The organism is Flavobacterium ustbae, assembly GCF_003946915.1.
In the GTDB taxonomy this organism is placed as follows: Bacteria; Bacteroidota; Bacteroidia; order Flavobacteriales; family Flavobacteriaceae; genus Flavobacterium; species Flavobacterium ustbae.
Window position 1 is genome coordinate 196385 of the sequence record NZ_RPOC01000008.1, and the last position, 22712, is coordinate 219096.

Sequence of the window (22712 nt, forward strand, 5' to 3'; positions counted from 1 at the left end):
AAGGTAATAATAAAAAGGTTATATGTCTGAAGAGAGAGTAATAAGAATAAACAAGGTTTTAAGGGAATTAAATATTTCGTTAGAAAGAGCTGTAGATTATCTAAAAGATAAGGGAATTGCTATTGATGCAAATCCAAATGCAAAAATTTCTGACAGTGAATTTAATATCCTTCAAAGCCAATTTGCGGGCGATAAGGGGAATAAGGAGGCTTCTAAAGAGGTTGGAGAAGAAAAAAGAAAAGAAAAAGAAGCATTACGTGTAGAACGTGAGAAAGAAATTGAAGACAAACGCAGACAAGAAGAGGAGCGTCAAAAACAACAAGAAATAATCAAAGCAAGAGCTGTTGTTTCGGGCCCTGTACAAGTTGGTAAAATTGACTTGAATCCAAAAAAACCTGCGATTACTCCTTCTGAGGAAACGGCTAAGGTTGAAGAACCAAAAGCTGTTACTGCGCCTGTGCAGTCAGAAAAACCGGTTCAAAATGAAACAGTAAAATCTGAACCAGTTGTTTCAACTCCTGTTTCTGAAACAAAAAAAGAAGAACCTATTATTACGGAGAAAAAAGAAGTTAAAGCAGAATCTAAAGTTGCTCAGGAGCCAATAGTGTCTACTGATCCAACAACTTCAGAGGAAACTATTACAACTCAATATCAAAAGCTTACAGGAACAACTCTTACTGGGCAAACAATTGATTTATCTCAATTTAATAAACCTAAGAAAAAGAAAGAAGATCCTAAAGCGGCTCAAAATAAGCCTGGAACTCCTGGAGTTGGAAATAATAATAACGCAAATAAAAACAAGCGTAAGAGAATTGGTCCTAAACCAGGTGTGCCTGGTGCGCCAAAACCTGCTACAGGTAATGCGCCTGGAACGCCAAATCAAAATAAACCGGGACAAAATAACAATGGTGGCGGAGGTTTTAATGCTAATAGAAGTCAGAGACCTGGTTTTGTAAAAGGAAACCGTCCTGCAATTGTAGCTAAAGTTGAGCCAACTGAAGAAGAAGTAAAAAACCAAATTAGAGAAACTCTTGAAAAACTTCAAGGTAAAGGAGGGAAATCTAAAGCGGCTAAATATAGAAGAGATAAAAGAGAAACGCACCGTCAGAAATCTGATGATGAGCAAAGAGCTCTTGATGAAGGAAGTAAAACTATTAAGGTTACTGAATTCGTTACAGTGGGTGAAATCGCTATCATGATGGATGTGCCGATTACTAAAGTAATAGGAACTTGTATGTCTCTAGGAATCATGGTAACCATGAATCAGCGTCTTGATGCTGAAACCTTAACTATTGTGGCTGACGAATTTGGTTACGATGTTGAGTTTATTACAGTAGATATCGAAGAAGCGATTGAAGTTGTAGAAGACAGAGAAGAAGATTTAGTAACTAGAGCGCCAATTGTAACGGTAATGGGTCACGTTGACCACGGTAAAACATCTTTACTGGATTATATTCGTAAAGAAAATGTTATCGCTGGTGAGTCTGGAGGTATTACACAGCACATTGGAGCGTACGGAGTTACTTTAGATAATGGGCAAAAAATCGCATTCTTAGATACTCCTGGTCACGAGGCGTTTACCGCGATGCGTGCACGTGGAGCTCAAGTTACAGATATCGCAATTATTGTGGTAGCTGCCGATGATGATATCATGCCGCAAACCAAAGAGGCAATTTCTCACGCACAAGCGGCAGGAGTTCCAATTATTTTTGCAATCAATAAAATTGATAAACCAAACGCTAATGTTGATAAGATCAAAGAACGTTTGGCTGGTATGAATTTACTTGTTGAAGATTGGGGTGGAAAAATTCAATCGCATGATATTTCTGCAAAAGTAGGAACAGGTGTAAAAGAATTACTTGAAAAAGTTTTATTAGAAGCTGAAATCTTAGATTTAAAAGCAAATCCAAATAAAGCAGCGCAAGGAACTGTTGTTGAGGCTTTCTTAGATAAAGGAAAAGGGTATGTTTCTACAATTTTAGTACAGCAAGGTACTTTGAAAATTGGAGATTACATGTTAGCAGGTAAGCATCATGGAAAAGTGAAAGCAATGCATGATGAAAGAGGACATATTGTTCTTCAAGCTGGGCCTTCGACTCCAGTATCTGTTTTAGGTTTAGACGGAGCTGCTACTGCGGGTGATAAGTTCAATGTATTTGAAGATGAAAAAGAAGCAAAACAAATTGCATCTAAACGTTCTCAATTAATGCGTGAACAATCTGTGCGTACACAAAGACATATTACGCTTGATGAAATCGGACGTCGTATTGCTCTTGGTCAGTTTAAAGAATTAAACGTGATCCTTAAAGGAGACGTGGATGGTTCTGTTGAAGCATTGTCTGATTCGTTCTCTAAACTTTCTACAGAAGAAGTTCAAATCAATATCATTCATAAAGGTGTTGGTGCGATTACAGAGACCGATGTTAACTTAGCTTCTGCATCAGATGCAATCATTATCGGATTTAATGTTCGTCCAGCAGGTAATGCTAGACAGCTTGCAGATAAAGAAGAAATCGATATCCGTTACTATTCTATTATCTATGCTGCTATCGATGACTTGAAAGATGCGATGGAAGGAATGCTTGCTCCAGAAATGAAAGAAGAGATTTTAGGAACAGCTGAAATTCGTGAGATTTTCAAAATTTCTAAAGTTGGTTCAATCGCAGGATGTATGGTAACAGATGGTAAAATTCTTAGAGCCGCTAAAATTAGAGTTATTAGAGATGGCGTTGTAGTGCATTCTGGCGAGTTAGTTGCTCTGAAACGTTTCAAAGATGATGTTAAAGAGGTTTCTAAAGGGTATGATTGTGGTATTCAGATTAAAGGATTTAATGATATCGAAATAAATGATGTTATCGAAGCTTATCATGAAGTAGCAATCAAAAAGAAATTGAAATAATATTTTAATTATATATAAAAAAAGTCCCAATTTACTTGGGACTTTTTTTTGGTTAGATTCTATTTTTATTTAACAAAAAACAATGAGGATAAATTTGTAATTTAGCTTATTAAAATTTTTAATATCTTAAATAAAATAAGGAAATATGAAAAAAGGATTTTACCTGATGGTTTTATTTATATGTTTTTCTGCTTCATCTTTTGCTCAAGAAGCAGTTGAAAAAGCAACTCCGCCGGCTGGTAATGCTTTAGTTGGGGATTACTATGGAGAAAATATTTCGAATGCTATAGTAGACAAGGCAATTTCAGTTGAAGATTTGGAAAGGGATTTAAAAACTGCAAACAAAATAGAAAGTGTTGCTGTAAAAGGAGAAGTGACGGATGTGTGTCCGAAAAGAGGATGCTGGGTAAGTGTAAAGACTGAAAACGGAGCTTCTTTCTTTGTTAAAATGAAAGATTATGCTTTTTTTGTTCCGACTGCATTAAAAGGTAAGAATGTGGTTTTAGAGGGAGATGTAGAAAGAAAAGTCACATCTGTAGAAGATTTGAAGCACTATGCAAAAGACGCTAAAAAAACGAAGGCAGAAATAGATGCTATTACAATGCCAAAAGAAGAAATTCGTTTTTTAGCGAACGGAATTAAAGTTGTAAAATAACTTAAAAAATAAGATGATTTTAACAGACAATCTGGAGTAATAGATTTTAAGATGTCTTGAATTAAAACAAAAAAAGCGAGATTTTTATCTCGCTTTTTTTGTTTTGGAATTATTATCTTCCTGGTTTAAGTAAAAAAACACTTTTGTATCTTTTTTTAATCTCTACCAAATTTCTTTCGGCTTCAATACGGGTTTTAAAATTTCCAACAATTACTTTGTAATTAGGAGTGCTAAAAATGATAGTTCCGTCAATATTTGAATTTTCTCTTTTGAAATCCGATAACGTTTTTTTTGCCTCTTCGCTTTTGCCGCTAAAGATTTGAATTCTATAAGTATCGTTTGTATTTATTGACGTGTTAATTTTACGCTTCTCGTTTAATAATTGCTCAAATTTAGGATCTTGATTCAATGTTAAATTTTGGTCTTGAGCGTTAATATTGTGTGCCAAAGCAATCGTTGTAATTGTTAAGAAAAGATTTTTTGAAGGACTTAAAATTCTCATAATGTGATGGTTTTTATGCAAAAATACTATTTAAAGTTTGAGAGTAAAATTTTAATATTATTTAGAATTGATATAAATTGATAATTAAGACTATTTTAAGGTTTTGAGAATAGCTCATAAGTCGTATTTTTGTGGCAAGTTTTAAAAAAGGGTATAGATTTATACTGGATTTAGTACAGAAAAAATCATACCAAAAATTAGTAGACAATTATTTATACTATATGAAAAAGGTGGGTAACCATAATTCGATCTCAAGAAAATTACTGCTTGGCTTATCGCTAACGTTAATTTTCTCCCTAACTTCATTTGCTCAAGAAGCTGCTGCTCCGGCGGCGCCTGAAGCTGCCGCTGCTCCAGCTGCAGGAGGCGGTGATCCAGTAAAAGGGAAAGAACTTTTTAATGCAAATTGCGCTGCATGTCACAAATTAGATGCTAAATCAACCGGTCCAGCTTTAAGAGGGGTCGCAGATAAGCATGATAGAGCTTGGCTTTACAAATGGGTGCATAACAGTTCTGACATGATTAAGTCAGGTGATGCTGTTGCTGTTAAACTTTTTGAGGAAAATAACAAAGCTGTTATGACTTCGTTTCCTCAATTGTCTGAAGGAGATATTGATAACATTTTAGCTTATACTTCTGAACCAAAAGCTGAGCCTGCTGCGGCTGCGGCTGGTGGTGCAACTCCTCCAGGGACAAATGTTCAGGATGGAGCTATATCAAATAATATTATTTTAGGAGCTCTTGCTCTTGTAATGGCTATCTTAGTAGTTATGTTGTTCATGGTGAACAAAGTGTTAACGAAAGTAGCAAATAAAAACGGCATTGAAGTTGCTCCAAAAGAAGCTAGAACTCCAATTTGGAAAGCTTTCGCTAAAAACCAATTCTTGGTTTTGGTAACTGCAATTTTCTTGCTTTTGGCGAGTGGTTATTTTGTTTATGGATACTTAATGCAAGTAGGTGTAGATCAGAATTATGAGCCAATTCAGCCAATTCACTATTCTCACAAAATTCATGCTGGTGATAACGAGATCAATTGTAAATATTGCCACTCTGCTGCTCGTGTAAGTAAAACGGCTGGTATTCCTTCTTTGAATGTTTGTATGAACTGCCATAAAAATATTTCTGAGGTTGCAGAAACGACTGCTACAGCTGAGTACAGCAAAGCTTTTTATGATGGTGAAATCCAAAAATTATACGATGCTGTTGGATGGGATAAAACTAAACAAGCTTATACTGGAAAAACAAAACCTGTAAAATGGGTTCGTATTCATAACTTGCCTGACTTTGTTTACTTCAATCACTCTCAACACGTTTCTGTTGCTGGTATCGAATGTCAAACTTGTCACGGACCAGTACAAGAATTTGAAATCATGAAGCAGTACTCTAAATTAACAATGGGATGGTGTGTTGATTGCCATAGAAAAACTGATGTTAAGATGGAAGGTAATGCTTACTATGACAAAATTCATGCTGAACTTTCTAAAAAATACGGTGTAGAGAAATTAACTGCAGCGCAAATGGGAGGTTTAGAGTGTGGTAAATGCCACTATTAATCGATTTATTAAGATTTTAATATATATATACAATGTCATCAAACAAAAAATACTGGAAAAGTGTTGAAGAGCTAGAAAATAGCTCTATTGTTGAGGCGCTTAGAAATAACGAGTTTGTTGAAGAAATTCCTACTGATGAGTTTTTGGGTAACGCTGATGCTTTATCTACATCAGGAACTTCACGTCGTGACTTTTTAAAGTACGTAGGGTTTAGTACGGCGGCTGTAACATTAGCTGCTTGCGAAGGTCCTGTTCACAAGTCTATCCCTTATGTATTACAACCAGAACAAATCATTCCTGGTGTTGCAGATTATTATGCAACTACAGTTTTTGATGGATTTGATTTTGCTAATCTTTTGGTGAAAACTCGTGAGGGTCGTCCAATTAAAATTGAAAACAATACAATTGCTGGAGCTAAATTTGCAGCTAATGCAAGAATTCATGCATCTATTTTAGGATTGTATGATAGCGCTCGTTTGAAAGAACCAAAAGTAGACGGAAAAGATTCTTCTTGGTATGCAGTTGATTTAAAAATCAAATCAAGCTTAGCTGATGCAAAAGCAAAAGGTGGACAAGTGGTATTATTAACTAATACTTTAGCAAGTCCATCTACTGAAAAATTAATTGCAGAGTTTATTGCAAAAAATCCAAACGCTAAGCATGTAGTATATGATGCGGTTTCATCATCTGAAGCTTTAGATGCTTTTGAAGCTGCGTATGGTCAAAGAGCTTTAGTTGATTACGATTTCTCAAAAGCTTCTTTAATTGTATCTGTTGGTGCTGATTTCTTAGGAGACTGGCAAGGAGGTGGATACGATTCTGGATATGCAAAAGGACGTATTCCTCAAAATGGAAAAATGTCTCGTCACTTCCAGTTTGAATCAAATATGACATTATCTGGAGCAGCTGCTGATAAGCGTGTTCCAATGACTACAGCTGCTCAAAAACAAGCTTTAGTTCAAATTTATAATATCGTTGTAGGTGCTTCTGTTCCTGTTTCTTTGGAAGGTGCATTTAAGACTGAAGTAGTAAAAGCTGCTCAGCAACTTAAAGCTGCTGGTTCAAAAGGAGTTTTAGTATCTGGAATTGAAGATAAAAATGCTCAATTATTAGTTTTAGCTATCAATCAAGCATTGGCTAGTGAAGCTTTTAATACTGCTGGAGCAAGACAAATTAGAAAAGGTTCTAATGCTGTAGTTGCACAGTTAATTAAAGATTTGAACGCAGGAAGTGTTCATACTTTAATTATGAGTGGAGTTAATCCTGTTTACACTTTGGCTGATTCAGCTTCTTTTGTATCTGGATTGAAAAAAGTTAAAACATCAGTTGCTTTTTCATTAAAAGAAGATGAAACTGCATCAATCGTTTCAATTGCTGCGCCAGCTCCTCACTATTTAGAGTCTTGGGGGGATCTTGAGCTTACAAGTGGAACATACAGCTTAACTCAGCCTACAATCCGTCCGATCTTTAATACAAAACAATTTCAAGATGTTTTATTGTCAGTAAATGGTACAGCAGGTACTTTTTATGACTATTTAAAAACAAATTCTGGAGCTTATACTACAGGAGCTTCTTGGAATAAAGTATTACATGATGGTGTAGCTATTCTTGGATCTTCAGTATTGACTGGAGGTGCTATTGATGCTGCTTCTGCTGCAAATGCTGTTGCAAAATCTAAATCTGCTGGTGAGTTTGAATTAGTATTATATACTAAAACTGGATTAGGAGATGGTCAGCACGCTAACAACCCTTGGTTACAAGAGTTCCCAGATCCAATTACAAGAGTTTCTTGGGATAACTATGTTACAGTTTCTAATGCAGATGCTAAAAAACTTGGATTATCAAACGAAATTGTTGCTAATGGAGGTTTAGATGGTAGTTATGCTACTCTTACTGTTGATGGAGTTAAATTGGAAAATGTTCCAGTTATCGTTCAGCCAGGACAAGCAGTTGGAACTTTAGGTCTAGCTCTTGGTTACGGTCGTAAAGCGGCTCTAAAAGAAGAAATGCAAGTAGGTTTAAATGCTTACGCTTTATATAAAGGTTTCAATAGTGTTCAATCTGTTTCTATTGCAAAGGCTGCTGGAGTACATGAGTTTGCTTGTGTTCAAGGTCAGAAAACTTTGATGGGAAGAGGAGATATTATTAAAGAAACTTCTTTAGAAATATTCAATACTAAAGATGCTGAACATTGGAATGAAAAACCAATGGTATCTTTAGATCACCAAGAAGTTGAAGCTACAACTGTAGATTTATGGGAATCATTTGATCGTACAACTGGTCACCACTTCAACCTTTCAATCGACTTAAATGCTTGTACTGGTTGTGGAGCTTGTGTTATCGCTTGTCACGCTGAAAACAACGTTCCAGTTGTAGGTAAAGCAGAGGTAAGAAGAAGCCGTGATATGCACTGGTTGCGTATTGATAGATACTATTCTTCTGAAAGCACTTTTGAAGGTGATAACGAAAGAAAAGAAGGAATTGCAGGTTTATCTAGTTCATTATCTACATTTAATGAAATGGAAAATCCAGGAGATAATCCACAAGTAGCATTCCAACCAGTAATGTGTCAGCACTGTAACCATGCACCTTGTGAAACAGTTTGTCCTGTTGCTGCAACTTCTCACGGTCGTCAAGGTCAAAACCACATGGCTTATAACAGATGTGTTGGTACTCGTTACTGTGCAAACAACTGTCCTTATAAAGTTCGTCGTTTCAACTGGTTCTTGTACAACAAAAACAGTGAATTCGATTATCATATGAATGACGATTTAGGTCGTATGGTATTAAACCCAGACGTAAACGTTCGTTCTCGTGGAGTTATGGAAAAATGTTCTTTCTGTATCCAAAGTACTCAGGCTGTAATTCTTCAAGCAAAACGTGAAGGTAGAGTAGTAGCGAAAGATGAGTTCAACAATGCTTGTGCTTGTTCTGCAGCTTGTTCTTCTGGAGCTATGGTCTTTGGAGACGTAAATGATAAAGAAAGTGAAGTTGCTAAATTAGCTGAAAGCGAAAGAGCTTATCACTTATTAGAGCATGTTGGTACAAAACCAAACGTTTTCTATCATGTAAAAGTTAGAAACACTTAGTAAATTATTAATAAGAAACAATATAAAGGATTATGTCGTCTCACTACGAAGCACCCATTAGAAAACCTTTAGTTATAGGTGATAAATCATATCATGATGTAACTGTAGATGTGGCAGCGCCTGTTGAAGGACCTGCAAATAAACAATGGTGGATTGTATTTTCAATCGCATTAATAGCCTTCCTTTGGGGGTTAGGTTGTATAATTTACACCGTATCTACCGGTATCGGAACATGGGGATTAAATAAAACAGTTGGCTGGGCTTGGGATATTACTAACTTCGTTTGGTGGGTTGGTATTGGTCACGCTGGAACATTAATTTCTGCGGTATTATTACTTTTCCGTCAGCGTTGGAGAATGGCGATTAACCGTTCTGCAGAAGCAATGACCATTTTCTCTGTTGTACAAGCAGGTTTATTTCCAATTATTCACATGGGACGTCCATGGTTAGCATACTGGGTATTACCTATTCCAAACCAATTTGGATCTTTATGGGTAAACTTTAACTCACCATTACTTTGGGACGTATTCGCGATTTCAACGTATCTTTCAGTATCATTAGTTTTCTGGTGGACTGGTTTATTGCCTGACTTTGCAATGCTACGTGATAGAGCTATAACTCCATTTAACAAAAGAGTTTATTCTATCTTAAGTTTTGGATGGAGCGGTAGAGCAAAAGATTGGCAACGTTTTGAAGAAGTATCTTTAGTACTTGCTGGTTTAGCTACTCCTCTTGTACTTTCTGTACACACCATTGTATCTATGGACTTTGCTACTTCGGTAATTCCAGGATGGCATACAACAATTTTCCCTCCATACTTCGTTGCTGGAGCGGTATTCTCAGGATTCGCAATGGTAAACACATTGTTGATTGTTATGAGAAAAGTTTCTAACCTTGAAGCATACATCACATTACAGCATATCGAGTTAATGAATATCATTATCATGATTACTGGATCTATTGTAGGTGTGGCTTACATCACTGAGTTATTCGTAGCTTGGTATTCAGGTGTAGAATATGAGCAATACGCATTCTTAAACAGAGCTACAGGACCTTACTGGTGGGCATATTGGTCAATGATGACTTGTAACGTATTCTCTCCTCAGTTTATGTGGTTCAAAAAATTAAGAACAAGTATCATGTTCTCATTTATCATCTCGATTGTAGTAAACATCGGTATGTGGTTTGAAAGATTCGTAATTATTGTTACTTCTTTACATAGAGATTACCTTCCATCTTCTTGGACAATGTTCTCACCAACATTTGTTGATATTGGAATTTTCATTGGAACAATTGGTTTCTTCTTTGTATTGTTTTTATTATACTCTAGAACATTCCCTGTAATTGCTCAGGCAGAGGTTAAAACAATTTTGAAAGGAACTGGAGATAATTACATTAGAGAAAGAGCAAACAGTAAAGATTCACATCATGAGTAATAAAGTAATATACGCCATTTATAATGACGATGACGTTTTGATGAATGCAGTAAAGAAAACTAGAGCTGCTCATCATCATATTGAAGAGGTTTTTACTCCATTCCCAGTTCACGGATTGGATAAAGCCATGGGATTAGCACCAACAAGATTAGCAATATGTGCTTTTTTATATGGATGTGTTGGTATTTCTGTTGCAACAACTATGATGGGATACATCATGATTCATGACTGGCCACAGGATATTGGAGGTAAACCAAGTTTTAGTTTTATCCAAAATATGCCATCTTTTGTGCCAATTATGTTTGAGATGACAGTATTTTTTGCGGCTCACTTAATGGTAATTACTTTTTACATGAGAAGTAGATTATGGCCATTTAAAGAAGCTGAAAACCCTGATGTAAGAACAACAGATGACCACTTTTTAATGGAGGTTGCTGTAAATGATAACGAGGCTGAATTGGTTTCTTTCTTTGAAGGAACTGGAGCTGTTGAAGTTAAAGTAATAGAAAAGAATTAATTGTAGCTATGAAAAGGATATATAAAATAACACTTTTAGTTGGTATAACTATTTTAGTTTCATCTTGCCACAATAATTCGGCACCGAACTATCAGTATTTCCCAAATATGTATGAGTCTGTTGCTTACGAGCCGTATACAGAAGCTAAAATATTTAAGGGAGGAAAAGAAGGACAGCTTCCTGTTGCAGGAACTATTAATAGAGGTTTTGAACCTTATGAATACGAAAATTCAACTGCTGGTTATGAATTAGCAAAAGCTAATTTAAAATCTCCTTTGGATTCTATCGAAAAAAATTCTGGAAAAGGTAAAGAGCTTTTCGAGATTTACTGTATGAGTTGCCATGGTGCAACTGGTAACGGTAAAGGTAAATTGGTTGAAAGAGAGAAATTTCTTGGAGTACCTAGCTATAAAGACAGAGAAATCACAGAAGGAAGTATCTTTCATGTTGAGACTTATGGTTTAAATGCAATGGGTTCACATGCAAATCAATTAAGTGCTCACGAACGTTGGTTAGTTGCTGACTATGTTCTGAAACTAAAAAGCCAATTATAATTGTTGAACAAACTGATCGTAATAGATATGTATACATTTTCAAGTAAATTAAAAACTTTTTCTATCATCTTAATGGCCGTTGGTCTATTAGGAATTGGGTATGGTTTTTTAAGTGCACCAAAAGATATTCAAGAAGTTGAAAAAATACTAGCTGCAGATGAACATGGTTCACATGGTGCTGCACATGAAGAAAAAGCGGAGGCATCTCACAAAGAAGCAGGTCATCATGAGGCTGCTGAAGCATCACATGATGCTCATAAAGGAGCAGCGCATGCAGAAGTTTCTGGTGCAAATGAACACGAAAAACATTTAGAGCACGTATTACACCAATTGCAAAATAAGCCTTGGTCTGCTGTATATGTAGCCTGTATTTTCTTTTTACTGCTTTCAATGGGAGTTTTAGCTTTCTACGCTATTCAACAAGTTGCTCAAGCAGGTTGGTCTCCAGTTTTATTTAGAGTAATGCAGGGTATAACGGCTTACTTACCAGCTGGTTCTATCATCTTCTTTATACTTTTAGTATTATGTGGATTACACTTTAATCATATTTTTGTATGGTTAGGTGATGGAGTTACTGATCCTAAAAACCCAAATTATGATGCTATCATTGCTGGAAAATCAGGTTACTTAAATTTTCCTTTCTGGATCGTAAGAGCAGCTATTTTCTTAGCAGGATGGAATTTATACCGTTATATTTCTAGAAAAAACTGTTTAGCTCAAGACGAAGCTAATGATGATCTTTACTACAAAAAGAACTTCAAAGCTTCTGCAGGATTTTTAGTATTCTTCATTGTTTCTGAGTCTATCATGTCTTGGGATTGGATTATGTCATTTGATCCACACTGGTTTAGTACATTATTTGGATGGTATGTATTTGCATCATTTTTTGTAAGTGGAATTACTGCTATTGCATTAGTAACTATTTACTTAAAATCAAAAGGATATTTAGAGTATGTAAATACAAGTCATATCCATGATTTAGCTAAGTTCATGTTTGGTATTAGTGTATTCTGGACTTATTTATGGTTCTCTCAATTTATGTTGATTTGGTACGCTAACATTCCAGAAGAGGTAACTTATTTTGTAACAAGAATTCAATTATATAACCTTCCTTTCTTTGGAGCGGTTGTTATGAACTTTGTTTTCCCATTATTAATATTAATCAATACTGACTTTAAACGTCTTAACTGGGTTGTTGTTATGGCTGGTATTGTGATATTATTAGGTCATTATGTTGATTTCTTTAATATGATTATGCCTGGTACAGTAGGAGACAAATGGTTTATTGGAGTTCCTGAAATTGCATCGATTCTTTTCTTCTTAGGTTTATTTATATTTGTTGTGTTTAATGCATTAACTAAATCTCCTTTGCTTGCAAAAAGAAATCCTTTCATCGAAGAAAGTAAACATTTTCATTATTAATATTTAAAGAAGTAAACAGATGACAAGTTTGTTGGTAATTATAGTTTTAGTTTTATTAGCGGTTGCATTATGGCAATTGACGAAGATATTTGATCTTACTCAGGTAGGAACTTCTTCGGATGATTCTCAGGTTGCATCGGATAATGATAATAACATTCAAGGATATATCATGTTTGGCTTTTTAGCTTTCATTTATATATTTACGATTTATGGTTTACTAAAATGGGGTAATTTGGCACTTCATACCCCTGCTTCTGAGCACGGTGGTTTAGTAGATAATTTAATGAATATTACTTGGGTTTTAATTTTTACAGTTCAAGTAATTACACAAGGTTTATTATATTGGTTCTCTTTTAAATATAAAGGTAACAAAGATAAAAAAGCATTGTTCTTTGCTGATAGTAATAAATTAGAAGCAATTTGGAGTATTATCCCTTCTGTTGTTTTAGCTTGTTTAATTCTTTATGGATTATATGCTTGGAATAACATTATGTTCGTTGATAAAGATGAAGATGTAATCGAGATTGAATTATATGCTCAGCAATTTAAATGGACTGCAAGATATGCTGGACAAGATAACGTATTAGGTAAAGCGAACGTACGTTTGATCGAAGGAATAAATACATTAGGAGTTGATATGTCTGATCCTAATGCTCAAGATGATATCGTAGTTTCTGAATTGCATATTCCTAAAGGAAAAAAAGTTCACTTTAAAATGCGTTCTCAGGATGTATTGCACTCTGCTTACTTCCCTCACTTTAGAGCACAAATGAACTGTGTTCCTGGTATGGTTACTGAATTTGCTTTCGTACCAACTTATACTACTTCAGAATATAGAGAGTTACCATTTATGGTAGAAAAAGTTGCAAATATCAACAAACTTAGAGCTGAAAGAAGTACTGAGTTAGTTGCAAAAGGTGGTACAGCTTTAGATCCTTATACATTTGATTACCTATTATTATGTAATAAAATTTGTGGAGCTTCTCACTACAATATGCAAATGAAAGTTGTAGTTGATACTCCAGAAGATTACAAAAAATGGTTAAGCGAGAAAACTACTTTAGCTCAAGATATTAAAGCAGCAGCAGCTGCAGAGAAACCAGCTGAAGGAGCTGCACCAACTGCAGACTCTACTGCAAAAGTAATCGATACTGTAAAAGCAGTAGTTGATACGGTAAAAGCGGCTGTAGCTAAAGTTGCGATGAAATAATTAATTTAGAAAATTTAAAGTACACATATATGTCAGCAGAAGCGCACGATCACGATCACGGACACGATCACGAGCACGAACATCATCATAAAGACACGTTTATTACTAAATATATTTTTAGTATAGACCACAAAATGATTGCTAAACAATACTTGATTACTGGTATTATTATGGGAATCATTGGTATTGCAATGTCTTTATTATTTAGAATGCAGTTAGCGTGGCCAGAAGAGTCTTTCAAGATATTTAATGTTTTATTAGGAGATAAATTTGCACCTGATGGTGTAATGGCAAATGATATTTATCTGGCTTTAGTTACAATTCACGGTACCATCATGGTATTCTTTGTACTGACGGCAGGCTTAAGTGGAACTTTCAGTAACTTATTGATTCCGCTTCAAATTGGAGCTAGAGATATGGCGTCTGGATTCATGAATATGATTTCATACTGGTTATTTTTCTTATCAGCTGTTATAATGTTATGTTCTTTATTTGTTGAAGCTGGACCAGCATCTGCAGGATGGACAATCTATCCTCCTTTGAGTGCATTGCCACAAGCAATTCCAGGATCAGGAACAGGTATGACATTATGGTTAGTATCTATGGCTATTTTCATCGCATCTTCTTTGATGGGATCTTTAAATTACATTGTTACTGTACTTAACTTAAGAACTAAAGGAATGTCTATGACTAGACTTCCGCTTACAATCTGGACTTTTTTCGTAACAGCTATCATTGGTGTTATTTCATTTCCAGTTTTATTATCTGCAGCTTTATTGTTGATCTTTGATAGAAGTTTTGGTACTTCATTCTTCTTATCTGATATCTATATTGCTGGAGAAGTTTTACACTACCAAGGTGGTTCACCTGTATTGTTCGAGCACTTATTCTGGTTCTTAGGTCACCCTGAGGTTTACATCGTAATCTTACCAGCGATGGGTCTTGTTTCTGAAATTATGGCAACAAATGCTCGTAAACCTATCTTTGGTTACAGAGCGATGATCATGTCAGTTCTTGCAATTGCATTCTTATCAACAATCGTTTGGGGTCACCACATGTTTATTTCAGGTATGAATCCTTTCTTAGGATCTGTATTTACTTTTACAACTTTATTGATTGCAATTCCATCTGCTGTAAAAGCATTTAACTGGATTACAACTTTATGGAAAGGTAACTTACAATTTAACCCTGCAATGTTGTTCTCTATTGGAATGGTTTCTACTTTCATTACTGGAGGTTTAACAGGTATCATTTTAGGAGATAGTACTTTAGATATTAACGTTCACGATACATATTTCGTAATTGCTCACTTTCACTTAGTAATGGGTATCTCTGCACTTTACGGAATGTTTGCTGGTATTTACCATTGGTTCCCTAAAATGTACGGAAGAATGTTAAATAAAAACTTAGGTTATATCCACTTCTGGGTAACAGCAGTTTGTGCTTATGGAGTTTTCTTCCCAATGCACTTTATCGGATTAGCAGGTTTGCCAAGACGTTATTATACTAACACAAACTTCCCATTATTTGATGACTTGCAAAATGTTAATGTTTTAATTACAACATTTGCTCTTGTAGGAGGTGCGTTCCAGTTAGTATTCTTATACAACTTCTTTAGCAGTATTTTCTACGGTAAGAAAGCAGTTCAAAACCCATGGAAATCTACTACATTAGAATGGACTACACCAGTTGAGCATATTCACGGAAACTGGCCAGGAGAAATTCCTCACGTATACCGTTGGCCGTATGACTACAGTAACCCAAATCATGATGTAGATTTTGTTCCTCAAAATGTACCAATGAAAGAAGGTGAAGAAGTTTTACACCACTAAAAATAAAAAAGAAAGACCATCTGTAAAGATGGTCTTTCTTTTTTATAAAAATTCCACTTCCAAATTCCAATAAGGCTTATAAACTATTGGAATTTGGAATTTCTTATTTGGAATTTGAATTTTATTGTGTTTTACAAACTGATTAGTTTATATATCTTTGTAGGATGAATGAAAATCTCGATCCTACTACTAAAGGATATAACTCAGAAGAGTTAGATCTTGAAAAAAGATTGCGTCCGCTGTCATTTGATGATTTTGCCGGACAAGATCAAGTTTTGGAAAATTTAAAAGTATTTGTTGCTGCCGCAAATCAGCGTGGTGAAGCACTTGATCATGCACTTTTTCATGGCCCTCCAGGTCTTGGAAAAACGACTTTGGCAAATATTTTAGCTAATGAATTGCAGGTTGGGATTAAAATTACTTCTGGTCCCGTTTTAGATAAGCCTGGTGATTTAGCTGGTTTGCTAACTAACTTAGATGAAAGAGATGTTTTATTCATTGATGAGATTCACCGATTGAGCCCCGTTGTAGAAGAATATTTGTACTCGGCAATGGAGGATTTTAAGATTGATATTATGATTGAATCGGGTCCAAATGCCAGAACTGTCCAAATCAATTTAAATCCCTTTACTTTGATTGGAGCGACTACACGTTCAGGATTATTAACTGCTCCAATGCGTGCCCGTTTCGGAATATCATCACGATTACAATATTATACCACTGAACTTTTAACGACTATCGTTGAAAGAAGTGCTTCTATATTAAAAATGCCAATAGACTTGGAAGCTGCTATAGAAATTGCAGGTAGAAGTCGTGGCACTCCTCGTATCGCAAATGCGTTGCTAAGACGTGTTCGAGATTTTGCCCAGATTAAAGGCAATGGAAGAATTGATATTGAAATTTCAAGATATGCCTTAAAAGCACTAAATGTAGATGCTCATGGTCTTGATGAAATGGATAACAAAATATTGCTTACCATTATCAATAAATTTAAAGGAGGACCTGTTGGACTTTCTACGTTGGCAACAGCAGTTAGCGAAAGCAGTGAAACAATCGAAGAGGTTTATGAACCTTTTTTAATTCAAGAAGGATTTATCATGAGAACACCTCGTGGAAGAGAAGTTACGGATAAAGCATATAAACATCTTGGGAAGATAAACACCAATATTCAAGGAGGTTTATTTGAATAATTAGTAGAAATGTCTCTAACTAAAAAATATAATTACCCGCCAAAACTATCTATTTTTAGATTTTTTAAGGATGCAGAAGGAGTTCGTAGAAATCCTATACCATATCATAAAAAATATTTTGAACGTTTTGGTGATTCTTTTTCTATTAAAATAGGAAAATCAAAGCACATCATTCTGTCAAGGGATAATGATGTTGCGCAATATATACTGCAGAAAAATCATAAGAATTATCATAAATCTAAGTTTCAGTCTGTTTATCTGTCTAAATATTTAGGGAAAGGATTGCTTACTGTTGATGGAGAATTTTGGTTAAAGCAAAGAAGACTTATTCAGCCAGCATTTCATAAACAGAAAATGAATCAGTTGGTTGAAAATATGAAAACAACAATTGTTTCTGAGTTGGAAGGGATAATTCCAAATGATAAAGTGGATCTTTTTCCTGTCATGAGTGAATTGGCTTTTAATGTTGTTGCCAAATCGTTATTTCAGTTTTCTATTGCGGATGAAAAGCTAAATAGAATTAAATATATTATTGAGACAGTTCAGAATTTTCTAATTAAAGAAATAAGACTGCCTCATAAAGCATGGTGGTTTTCTGTTACAGGCCAGGTAAAGAAACATCTTCAATTGGCTGAAGAAAACAATGAAATCATTAGAGGGATAATTGAAGATAGAACTGCTTCTAAAATAGAAGTAAATGATTTACTCAATATGCTACTGGAAACTCGCTATGAAGATACTGGTGAAGGAATGTCTATTGAGCAGTTAATAGATGAAATTAAGATTCTTTTCATTGCAGGACATGAAACTACTGCTAACGCCCTAACTTTTACATTGTATTTATTAGGAAATCATCCAGATATACAACAAAAAATACTTGAAGAAATTCTTGAAGTTGAATCTGAAAGCGATGATATTGTAGAGCAGTTGCAAAAAATGATTTATATAAATGCTGTTTTGAATGAATCAATGCGTTTGTATCCTCCTGCGTGGATCACAGACAGACAAAATGTAGAAGATGATATTTTAGGAGATTTCAATATTAAAAAAGATACTCTGATTGGTGTTTCTTTTTATGAGCTGCATCGAAATCCTAAATATTGGGAAAACCCAGATGATTTTAATCCGAACCGTTTTTTAGGAGAACAGAAAAAACATTCTATGCAATATTTTTATCCCTTTGGAGCAGGACCAAGAATGTGTATTGGTGCTGGTTTTGCTATTTATGAAATGTGTTTGGCAATTTCACACATTGTAAAAAAATATAAAATTGTTTCAGTAGGAGATACTGTCAATTTTAATCCGTTGATTACCTTAAAACCTGTTGGTATTGAAGTTGTTTTTTCTAAAAGATAATGATTAATTCTAAAGAAAAATATTCGAAGTTTATAAAAGAACAAGCAAAAAGGCTTGGGTTCCTTTCTTGCGGTATATCGAAAGCAGGATTTTTAGAACAAGAAGCTCCTCGGCTTGAAAACTGGTTAAAGAACAATCGAAATGGTCAGATGGCTTATATGGAAAACCATTTTGATAAACGTTTAGATCCAACTTTATTGGTAGATGATGGTAAAAGTGTCGTATCGCTTTTGCTTAATTATTATCCCGATTCGATACAAAACGACGAAAGTTTTAAGATTTCAAAATATGCCTACGGACAAGATTATCATTTTGTAATAAAAGACAAATTGAAGGAATTGCTACATTCAATTCAAGAAAATATTGGAGATGTGTCGGGACGTGCCTTTGTTGATTCGGCACCTGTTTTAGATAAAGCGTGGGCTGCCAAAAGCGGTTTGGGATGGATTGGAAAAAACAGTAATCTGATTACTCAAAAAGTCGGCTCTTTTTACTTCATTGCCGAACTTATTATTGATTTAGATTTAGAATATGATCATGCAGTTACAGATCACTGTGGGTCTTGTACGGCTTGTATAGACGCGTGTCCCACGCAAGCAATTGTAGCTCCCTATATTGTCGATGGCAGTAAATGTATTTCTTACTACACCATCGAACTCAAAGAAAACCTTCCCGAAGAAATGAAAGGAAAGTTTGACGAATGGATGTTTGGATGTGATACCTGTCAAGACGTTTGTCCGTGGAATCGATTTTCTAAACCCCATTCAGAACCTTTGTTCAATCCTAATCCAGATTTGCTTTCCTTCACTAAAAAAGACTGGATCGAAATTACCGAAGAAACCTTTAAACTGGTTTTTAAAAACTCTCCTATTAAAAGAACTAAATTTGATGGACTTAAACGAAATATTAAATTTTTACAATAAAATTTTAATTATTTGTTTTTCAGTTAATTATGTGTTTTGTTATAAATAAAATCCTATATTAATTTATTTGTGATTTTGACATTTTGTTTGATTTTTCTGTCATATTGTGTTTTATTCGCAATTCTTTAAGAAAATAATAACCCTTCATTGTCAATTCTTTACGTTTTTCAGACTTCTGACGCGATTCATATTTGTTAAATTGTGTTGTTTGACGATTTTCTGTGCAGTTTATCGAGTAATATCTTAGGAATTTCAGGGTTTATCTACTTTCGTCGCTCCAAAACTACTAATTTAATCTTAAGACGACTATTATATGTGTCTCGCGTTGATGCTTATGGTAAAACTTTACTATTTCAGTGTTGAAAAAATCTTTTTCAATCACTCAAAATCCAATCCCTACAATTTTTCGTATTTCACCTATATGCCAAGAACGATCATCCGTTCTTTAGCATTTCAATTTTCTGTTCCACAAACTCAAGTTGTCTATGCGTAACTTTACTTTTCCAAAGTTTAATTTATTTAAACTAAATTTTCTTATTTTATTTCTTTTACTAATTAGCTATAGTGCATCAGCTCAGTTTTTTGCAAAACATTACATTGCACCAGCACCTTGGCAATACACTAGTAGAGCAAATGAAATTATAATTGCTACTAATTCATTAACTCCGGTAAATTTTACAATAACCAAAAGTGATGGTACTGCTATTGCCATGACCAAACCTGATGGTTCTGTAACCGGTACACTATCCACTGTAAAAGGAGCGCCAGCTGTTTACAGATTTGTGGGAAATCCAAATGGTATACCATTTAATGATGCTAATACAGTTTATAATGATAGAGGTCTTATAATTACAGCCACTACTCCCGGAGGAGCTGTTTCAGTTAACTTAAGAAATGTTGCGTCTGATGCTATAGGAGAGGGAGGAGATAATTATATTAAAGGAAATGCCTCCTTAACTAGTTTTGGAGATGCAGGTATTGGTGTAGAATTCAGAGTGGGGTACTACCGTCTTATGGGAACGGCTAATAGAGAACGACCTTTTTATAGTGTTATGGCGATTAATAATAACACGCAATTGAAAGTAAACGGAAGCGTGGTAACAACCTTAGGAGCCGGGCAAAGTTATTTATTTAATGTTGCAATGGGATCTTTAGTAGAGTCATCTGGGCCTGTTGTAATGAATATGGGAGTGCGAATAGATGCTCCAGAAGCATGTGGAGACGGAACTTTTGATCAATTGCCTCCAATATCTGTTTTGGGAACAGAATATTTTTTGGAAAGGGGAAAAGGTAATAATACCGCTGAGCAGAGTACTGTTGTAGCCACGAAAGATAATACAACAGTGACAATAACAACTTTCACTAATACAGGAACTGTATCTGGTACAACGACACAAGTATTAAATGCTGGTCAAGTTCATACATTTCAAAATGGTGTTACCGGCCAGCAGCTTTCAGCTTCAAGAGTTTTTGCAACCAGCAATGTTGCGGTTTATTCTGGTACAGCTGATAATTGCGAAGTTGATGTGTCGACAATTGCCCCTGTTTCAGCTTGTGGAGGATCTAATTTTGTGGAAACTTCGGCTTTTAAAGGATACAATAATGAAACATTAGATTATTTTGGCTATGTATTGTTAAGAAGCAGAACTGATGCGGTTATGCTAAATGGCGAGAATTTAGAAACAAAAACGGGTACTGCTAGACGTCAATTAGGCTCAACAGGCTGGTATATCATTGATTTTAACAGGACTCAGATAAATAGTCCTAACACTATTTCTATTAATAGTAATTCAAAGCTTACGGTTTCTATTGCTCAACAAGGTAATGGTTACTCTATGGCTGCTTTTTTCTCCAATTTTGCACAACAGCCAACAGCACCAAGAGAAACCTATATTGGGGTAGGTAGTTGTTTAAAACAATCAGCAGTATTAACAACAGATCCTGGATTTTCTCCATATGTATGGCGATATAATGGTGACGTTATTTCTGGGCAAACTTCAAATACAATTACAGTAACCAAAACAGGAACCTATACGGTAACATCGACATTATCTTGTGGAGTAAGTTCACAATCTTCTCCTATCACAGTTACACTTTGTAGTGATGTTGCAGTAGAAAAAAAGGTTAATGTTTCGAGTCAATGTATAGGCTCTGATGTTGTTTTTACAGTAACGGCTAAAAACTTGGGGCCATCTAATGCAGAAGGTGTTTCGGTAACGGATAAACTTCCTTCAGGATATACTTATGTTTCTTCTACACCTCCAACAGGAACTTCTTATGATAGTAATACTGGAGTTTGGACAATTTCGGGATTAAATAGTGGTGCAAGTCTAGATTTGACTATAACAGCTAAAGTTTCGGCTTCAGGAAATTATACTAATACAGCAACCATTACATCTTCTAATGCAGATGATGCAACAGGAAATAATAGTGCTTCAGTTTCAGTGACACCGAATGCTTTACCTACAGCAGCATCATTTAGCGGTACAAATGCTCCTATTTGTTCAGGATCAAATGCAGTTTTTACAATATCAGGAACATCGGGAAATGTTGTTACTTATTCGGGAGCAGCTTCAGGGACTGTAACAATAACTGGCGGAACAGCAACAGTTACAATACCAAACGTCACGTCAAATACGATTTTAAACTTAACTAATGTTAGTAACGGTACTTGTAATCGTGCGTTGATAGATACTCGTACAATAACAGTGAATGCTTTGCCTGGGGCGCCTTCAATCACTACAACTACTTCAAGAACTTTCTGTTCAGGCGGAAATGTGGTTCTTACTTCATCGGCTTCATCAGGAAACCAGTGGTTCAGAGACGGTTTAGCCATTTCAGGGGCAACCAATTCGACATATATCGCAGCTTCAAGCGGCTCATACACTGTCACATTTAATAACGGAACATGTACGAGCGGAGCTTCGTCAGCAGTGGTGGTAACAGTAAACGCTCTTCCTGCTACCCCTACAATCACTCCAAGCGGATCTACAACTTTCTGCTCTGGAGGTAGCGTGACCCTCACTTCAAGCTCTGCAACTGGCAACGTATGGTCGACAGGGGCAACAACACAGGCGATCACAGTTTCGGTTTCAGGAAGTTATACAGTCCGTGTAACAGATGGGAATGGATGTCAGAGCGCAGCTTCTGCACCGGCTTCGGTAACAGTGAACCCTCTTCCTGCGGCTCCAAGCATCAGCGCTGGAGGCGCGACGACTTTCTGCTCTGGCGGAAATGTGGTTCTTACGTCATCGGCTTCATCAGGAAACCAGTGGTTCAGAGACGGTTCAGCCATTTCAGGGGCAACCAATTCGACATATACTGCAGCTTCATCAGGCTCATATACGGTTACGTTCAATAACGGAACATGCACAAGCGCAGCTTCTGCACCGGCTTCGGTAACGGTGAACCCTCTTCCTGCGGCTCCGAGCATCAGCGCTGGAGGCGCGACGACTTTCTGCTCTGGCGGAAATGTGGTTCTTACGTCATCGGCTTCATCAGGAAACCAGTGGTTCAGAGACGGTTCAGCCATTTCAGGGGCAACCAATTCGACATATACTGCAGCTTCATCAGG

Annotated in this window: 14 protein-coding genes and 1 pseudogene; 14 read left to right on the plus strand and 1 reads right to left on the minus strand. The window is 35.7% G+C overall.

Translation table 11 applies throughout. The annotated features are described in order from the left end of the window. The first annotated feature begins 22 nt into the window (after positions 1-22). Positions 23-2899: a translation initiation factor IF-2 gene (gene infB, locus EG814_RS12435; RefSeq protein ID WP_125722263.1), complete on the plus strand. Its 2877-nt coding sequence runs from the start codon at positions 23-25 to the stop codon at positions 2897-2899. A gap of 145 nt (positions 2900-3044) precedes the next feature. Further along, positions 3045-3554: a DUF4920 domain-containing protein gene (locus EG814_RS12440; RefSeq protein ID WP_125722264.1), complete on the plus strand. Its 510-nt coding sequence runs from the start codon at positions 3045-3047 to the stop codon at positions 3552-3554. 112 nt (positions 3555-3666) lie between these two features. Here the strand turns inward: EG814_RS12440 and EG814_RS12445 are convergent, their stop codons facing one another. Further along, a complete protein-coding gene (locus EG814_RS12445) occupies positions 3667-4056 on the minus strand; it encodes an SPOR domain-containing protein (protein ID WP_125722265.1) in 390 nt (129 codons plus the stop codon). A gap of 221 nt (positions 4057-4277) precedes the next feature. Between EG814_RS12445 and EG814_RS12450 the strand changes: the two genes are divergently transcribed. From EG814_RS12450 to EG814_RS12505, 12 genes and pseudogenes are all read left to right on the plus strand, one after another. Further along, positions 4278-5609, plus strand: coding sequence for a c-type cytochrome (locus EG814_RS12450; RefSeq protein ID WP_125722278.1), 1332 nt, complete (start codon positions 4278-4280; stop codon positions 5607-5609). A 32-nt stretch (positions 5610-5641) separates the two neighbouring features. Then, positions 5642-8698: a TAT-variant-translocated molybdopterin oxidoreductase gene (locus tag EG814_RS12455; RefSeq protein ID WP_125722266.1), complete on the plus strand. Its 3057-nt coding sequence runs from the start codon at positions 5642-5644 to the stop codon at positions 8696-8698. 32 nt (positions 8699-8730) lie between these two features. Continuing rightward, positions 8731-10134: an NrfD/PsrC family molybdoenzyme membrane anchor subunit gene (gene nrfD, locus EG814_RS12460; RefSeq protein ID WP_008466839.1), complete on the plus strand. Its 1404-nt coding sequence runs from the start codon at positions 8731-8733 to the stop codon at positions 10132-10134. Beyond that, a complete protein-coding gene (locus EG814_RS12465; protein ID WP_008466841.1) occupies positions 10127-10651 on the plus strand; it encodes a DUF3341 domain-containing protein in 525 nt (174 codons plus the stop codon). The genes nrfD and EG814_RS12465 overlap by 8 nt, the downstream gene beginning before the upstream one ends. Positions 10652-10659: 8 nt before the next feature. Then, positions 10660-11205: a c-type cytochrome gene (locus EG814_RS12470; protein ID WP_125722267.1), complete on the plus strand. Its 546-nt coding sequence runs from the start codon at positions 10660-10662 to the stop codon at positions 11203-11205. Positions 11206-11232: 27 nt separating this feature from the next. Beyond that, on the plus strand, positions 11233-12627 hold the full coding sequence (locus EG814_RS12475; RefSeq protein ID WP_125722268.1) for a quinol:cytochrome C oxidoreductase: 1395 nt from the start codon (positions 11233-11235) through the stop codon (positions 12625-12627). A gap of 19 nt (positions 12628-12646) precedes the next feature. Continuing rightward, positions 12647-13837 carry a cytochrome c oxidase subunit II gene (locus EG814_RS12480; protein ID WP_125722269.1) on the plus strand — a complete coding sequence of 397 codons (1191 nt, stop codon included), beginning with the start codon at positions 12647-12649 and terminating at the stop codon, positions 13835-13837. A gap of 29 nt (positions 13838-13866) precedes the next feature. Then, positions 13867-15669, plus strand: coding sequence for a cytochrome c oxidase subunit I (locus EG814_RS12485; RefSeq protein ID WP_125722270.1), 1803 nt, complete (start codon positions 13867-13869; stop codon positions 15667-15669). A 164-nt stretch (positions 15670-15833) separates the two neighbouring features. Continuing rightward, the gene (gene ruvB / locus EG814_RS12490; RefSeq protein WP_125722271.1) at positions 15834-16859 is read left to right on the plus strand and encodes a Holliday junction branch migration DNA helicase RuvB; all 1026 of its coding nucleotides are present in this window, start codon (positions 15834-15836) and stop codon (positions 16857-16859) included. Positions 16860-16868: 9 nt separating this feature from the next. After that, positions 16869-18215 carry a cytochrome P450 gene (locus tag EG814_RS12495; RefSeq protein WP_125722272.1) on the plus strand — a complete coding sequence of 449 codons (1347 nt, stop codon included), beginning with the start codon at positions 16869-16871 and terminating at the stop codon, positions 18213-18215. Beyond that, positions 18215-19138, plus strand: coding sequence for a tRNA epoxyqueuosine(34) reductase QueG (gene queG / locus EG814_RS12500; RefSeq protein ID WP_125722273.1), 924 nt, complete (start codon positions 18215-18217; stop codon positions 19136-19138). The genes EG814_RS12495 and queG overlap by 1 nt, the downstream gene beginning before the upstream one ends. Before the next feature lie 485 nt (positions 19139-19623). Further along, positions 19624-22712: pseudogene (locus EG814_RS12505) on the plus strand (DUF11 domain-containing protein); the annotation flags it as partial.

Coding starts and splice junctions, on each gene's coding strand:
- infB (WP_125722263.1), top strand. CDS start 23: ATGTCTGAAGAGAGAGTAATAAGAATAAACAAGGTTTTAAGGGAATTA.
- EG814_RS12440 (WP_125722264.1), top strand. CDS start 3,045: ATGAAAAAAGGATTTTACCTGATGGTTTTATTTATATGTTTTTCTGCT.
- EG814_RS12445 (WP_125722265.1), bottom strand. CDS start 4,056: ATGAGAATTTTAAGTCCTTCAAAAAATCTTTTCTTAACAATTACAACG.
- EG814_RS12450 (WP_125722278.1), top strand. CDS start 4,278: ATGAAAAAGGTGGGTAACCATAATTCGATCTCAAGAAAATTACTGCTT.
- EG814_RS12455 (WP_125722266.1), top strand. CDS start 5,642: ATGTCATCAAACAAAAAATACTGGAAAAGTGTTGAAGAGCTAGAAAAT.
- nrfD (WP_008466839.1), top strand. CDS start 8,731: ATGTCGTCTCACTACGAAGCACCCATTAGAAAACCTTTAGTTATAGGT.
- EG814_RS12465 (WP_008466841.1), top strand. CDS start 10,127: ATGAGTAATAAAGTAATATACGCCATTTATAATGACGATGACGTTTTG.
- EG814_RS12470 (WP_125722267.1), top strand. CDS start 10,660: ATGAAAAGGATATATAAAATAACACTTTTAGTTGGTATAACTATTTTA.
- EG814_RS12475 (WP_125722268.1), top strand. CDS start 11,233: ATGTATACATTTTCAAGTAAATTAAAAACTTTTTCTATCATCTTAATG.
- EG814_RS12480 (WP_125722269.1), top strand. CDS start 12,647: ATGACAAGTTTGTTGGTAATTATAGTTTTAGTTTTATTAGCGGTTGCA.
- EG814_RS12485 (WP_125722270.1), top strand. CDS start 13,867: ATGTCAGCAGAAGCGCACGATCACGATCACGGACACGATCACGAGCAC.
- ruvB (WP_125722271.1), top strand. CDS start 15,834: ATGAATGAAAATCTCGATCCTACTACTAAAGGATATAACTCAGAAGAG.
- EG814_RS12495 (WP_125722272.1), top strand. CDS start 16,869: ATGTCTCTAACTAAAAAATATAATTACCCGCCAAAACTATCTATTTTT.
- queG (WP_125722273.1), top strand. CDS start 18,215: ATGATTAATTCTAAAGAAAAATATTCGAAGTTTATAAAAGAACAAGCA.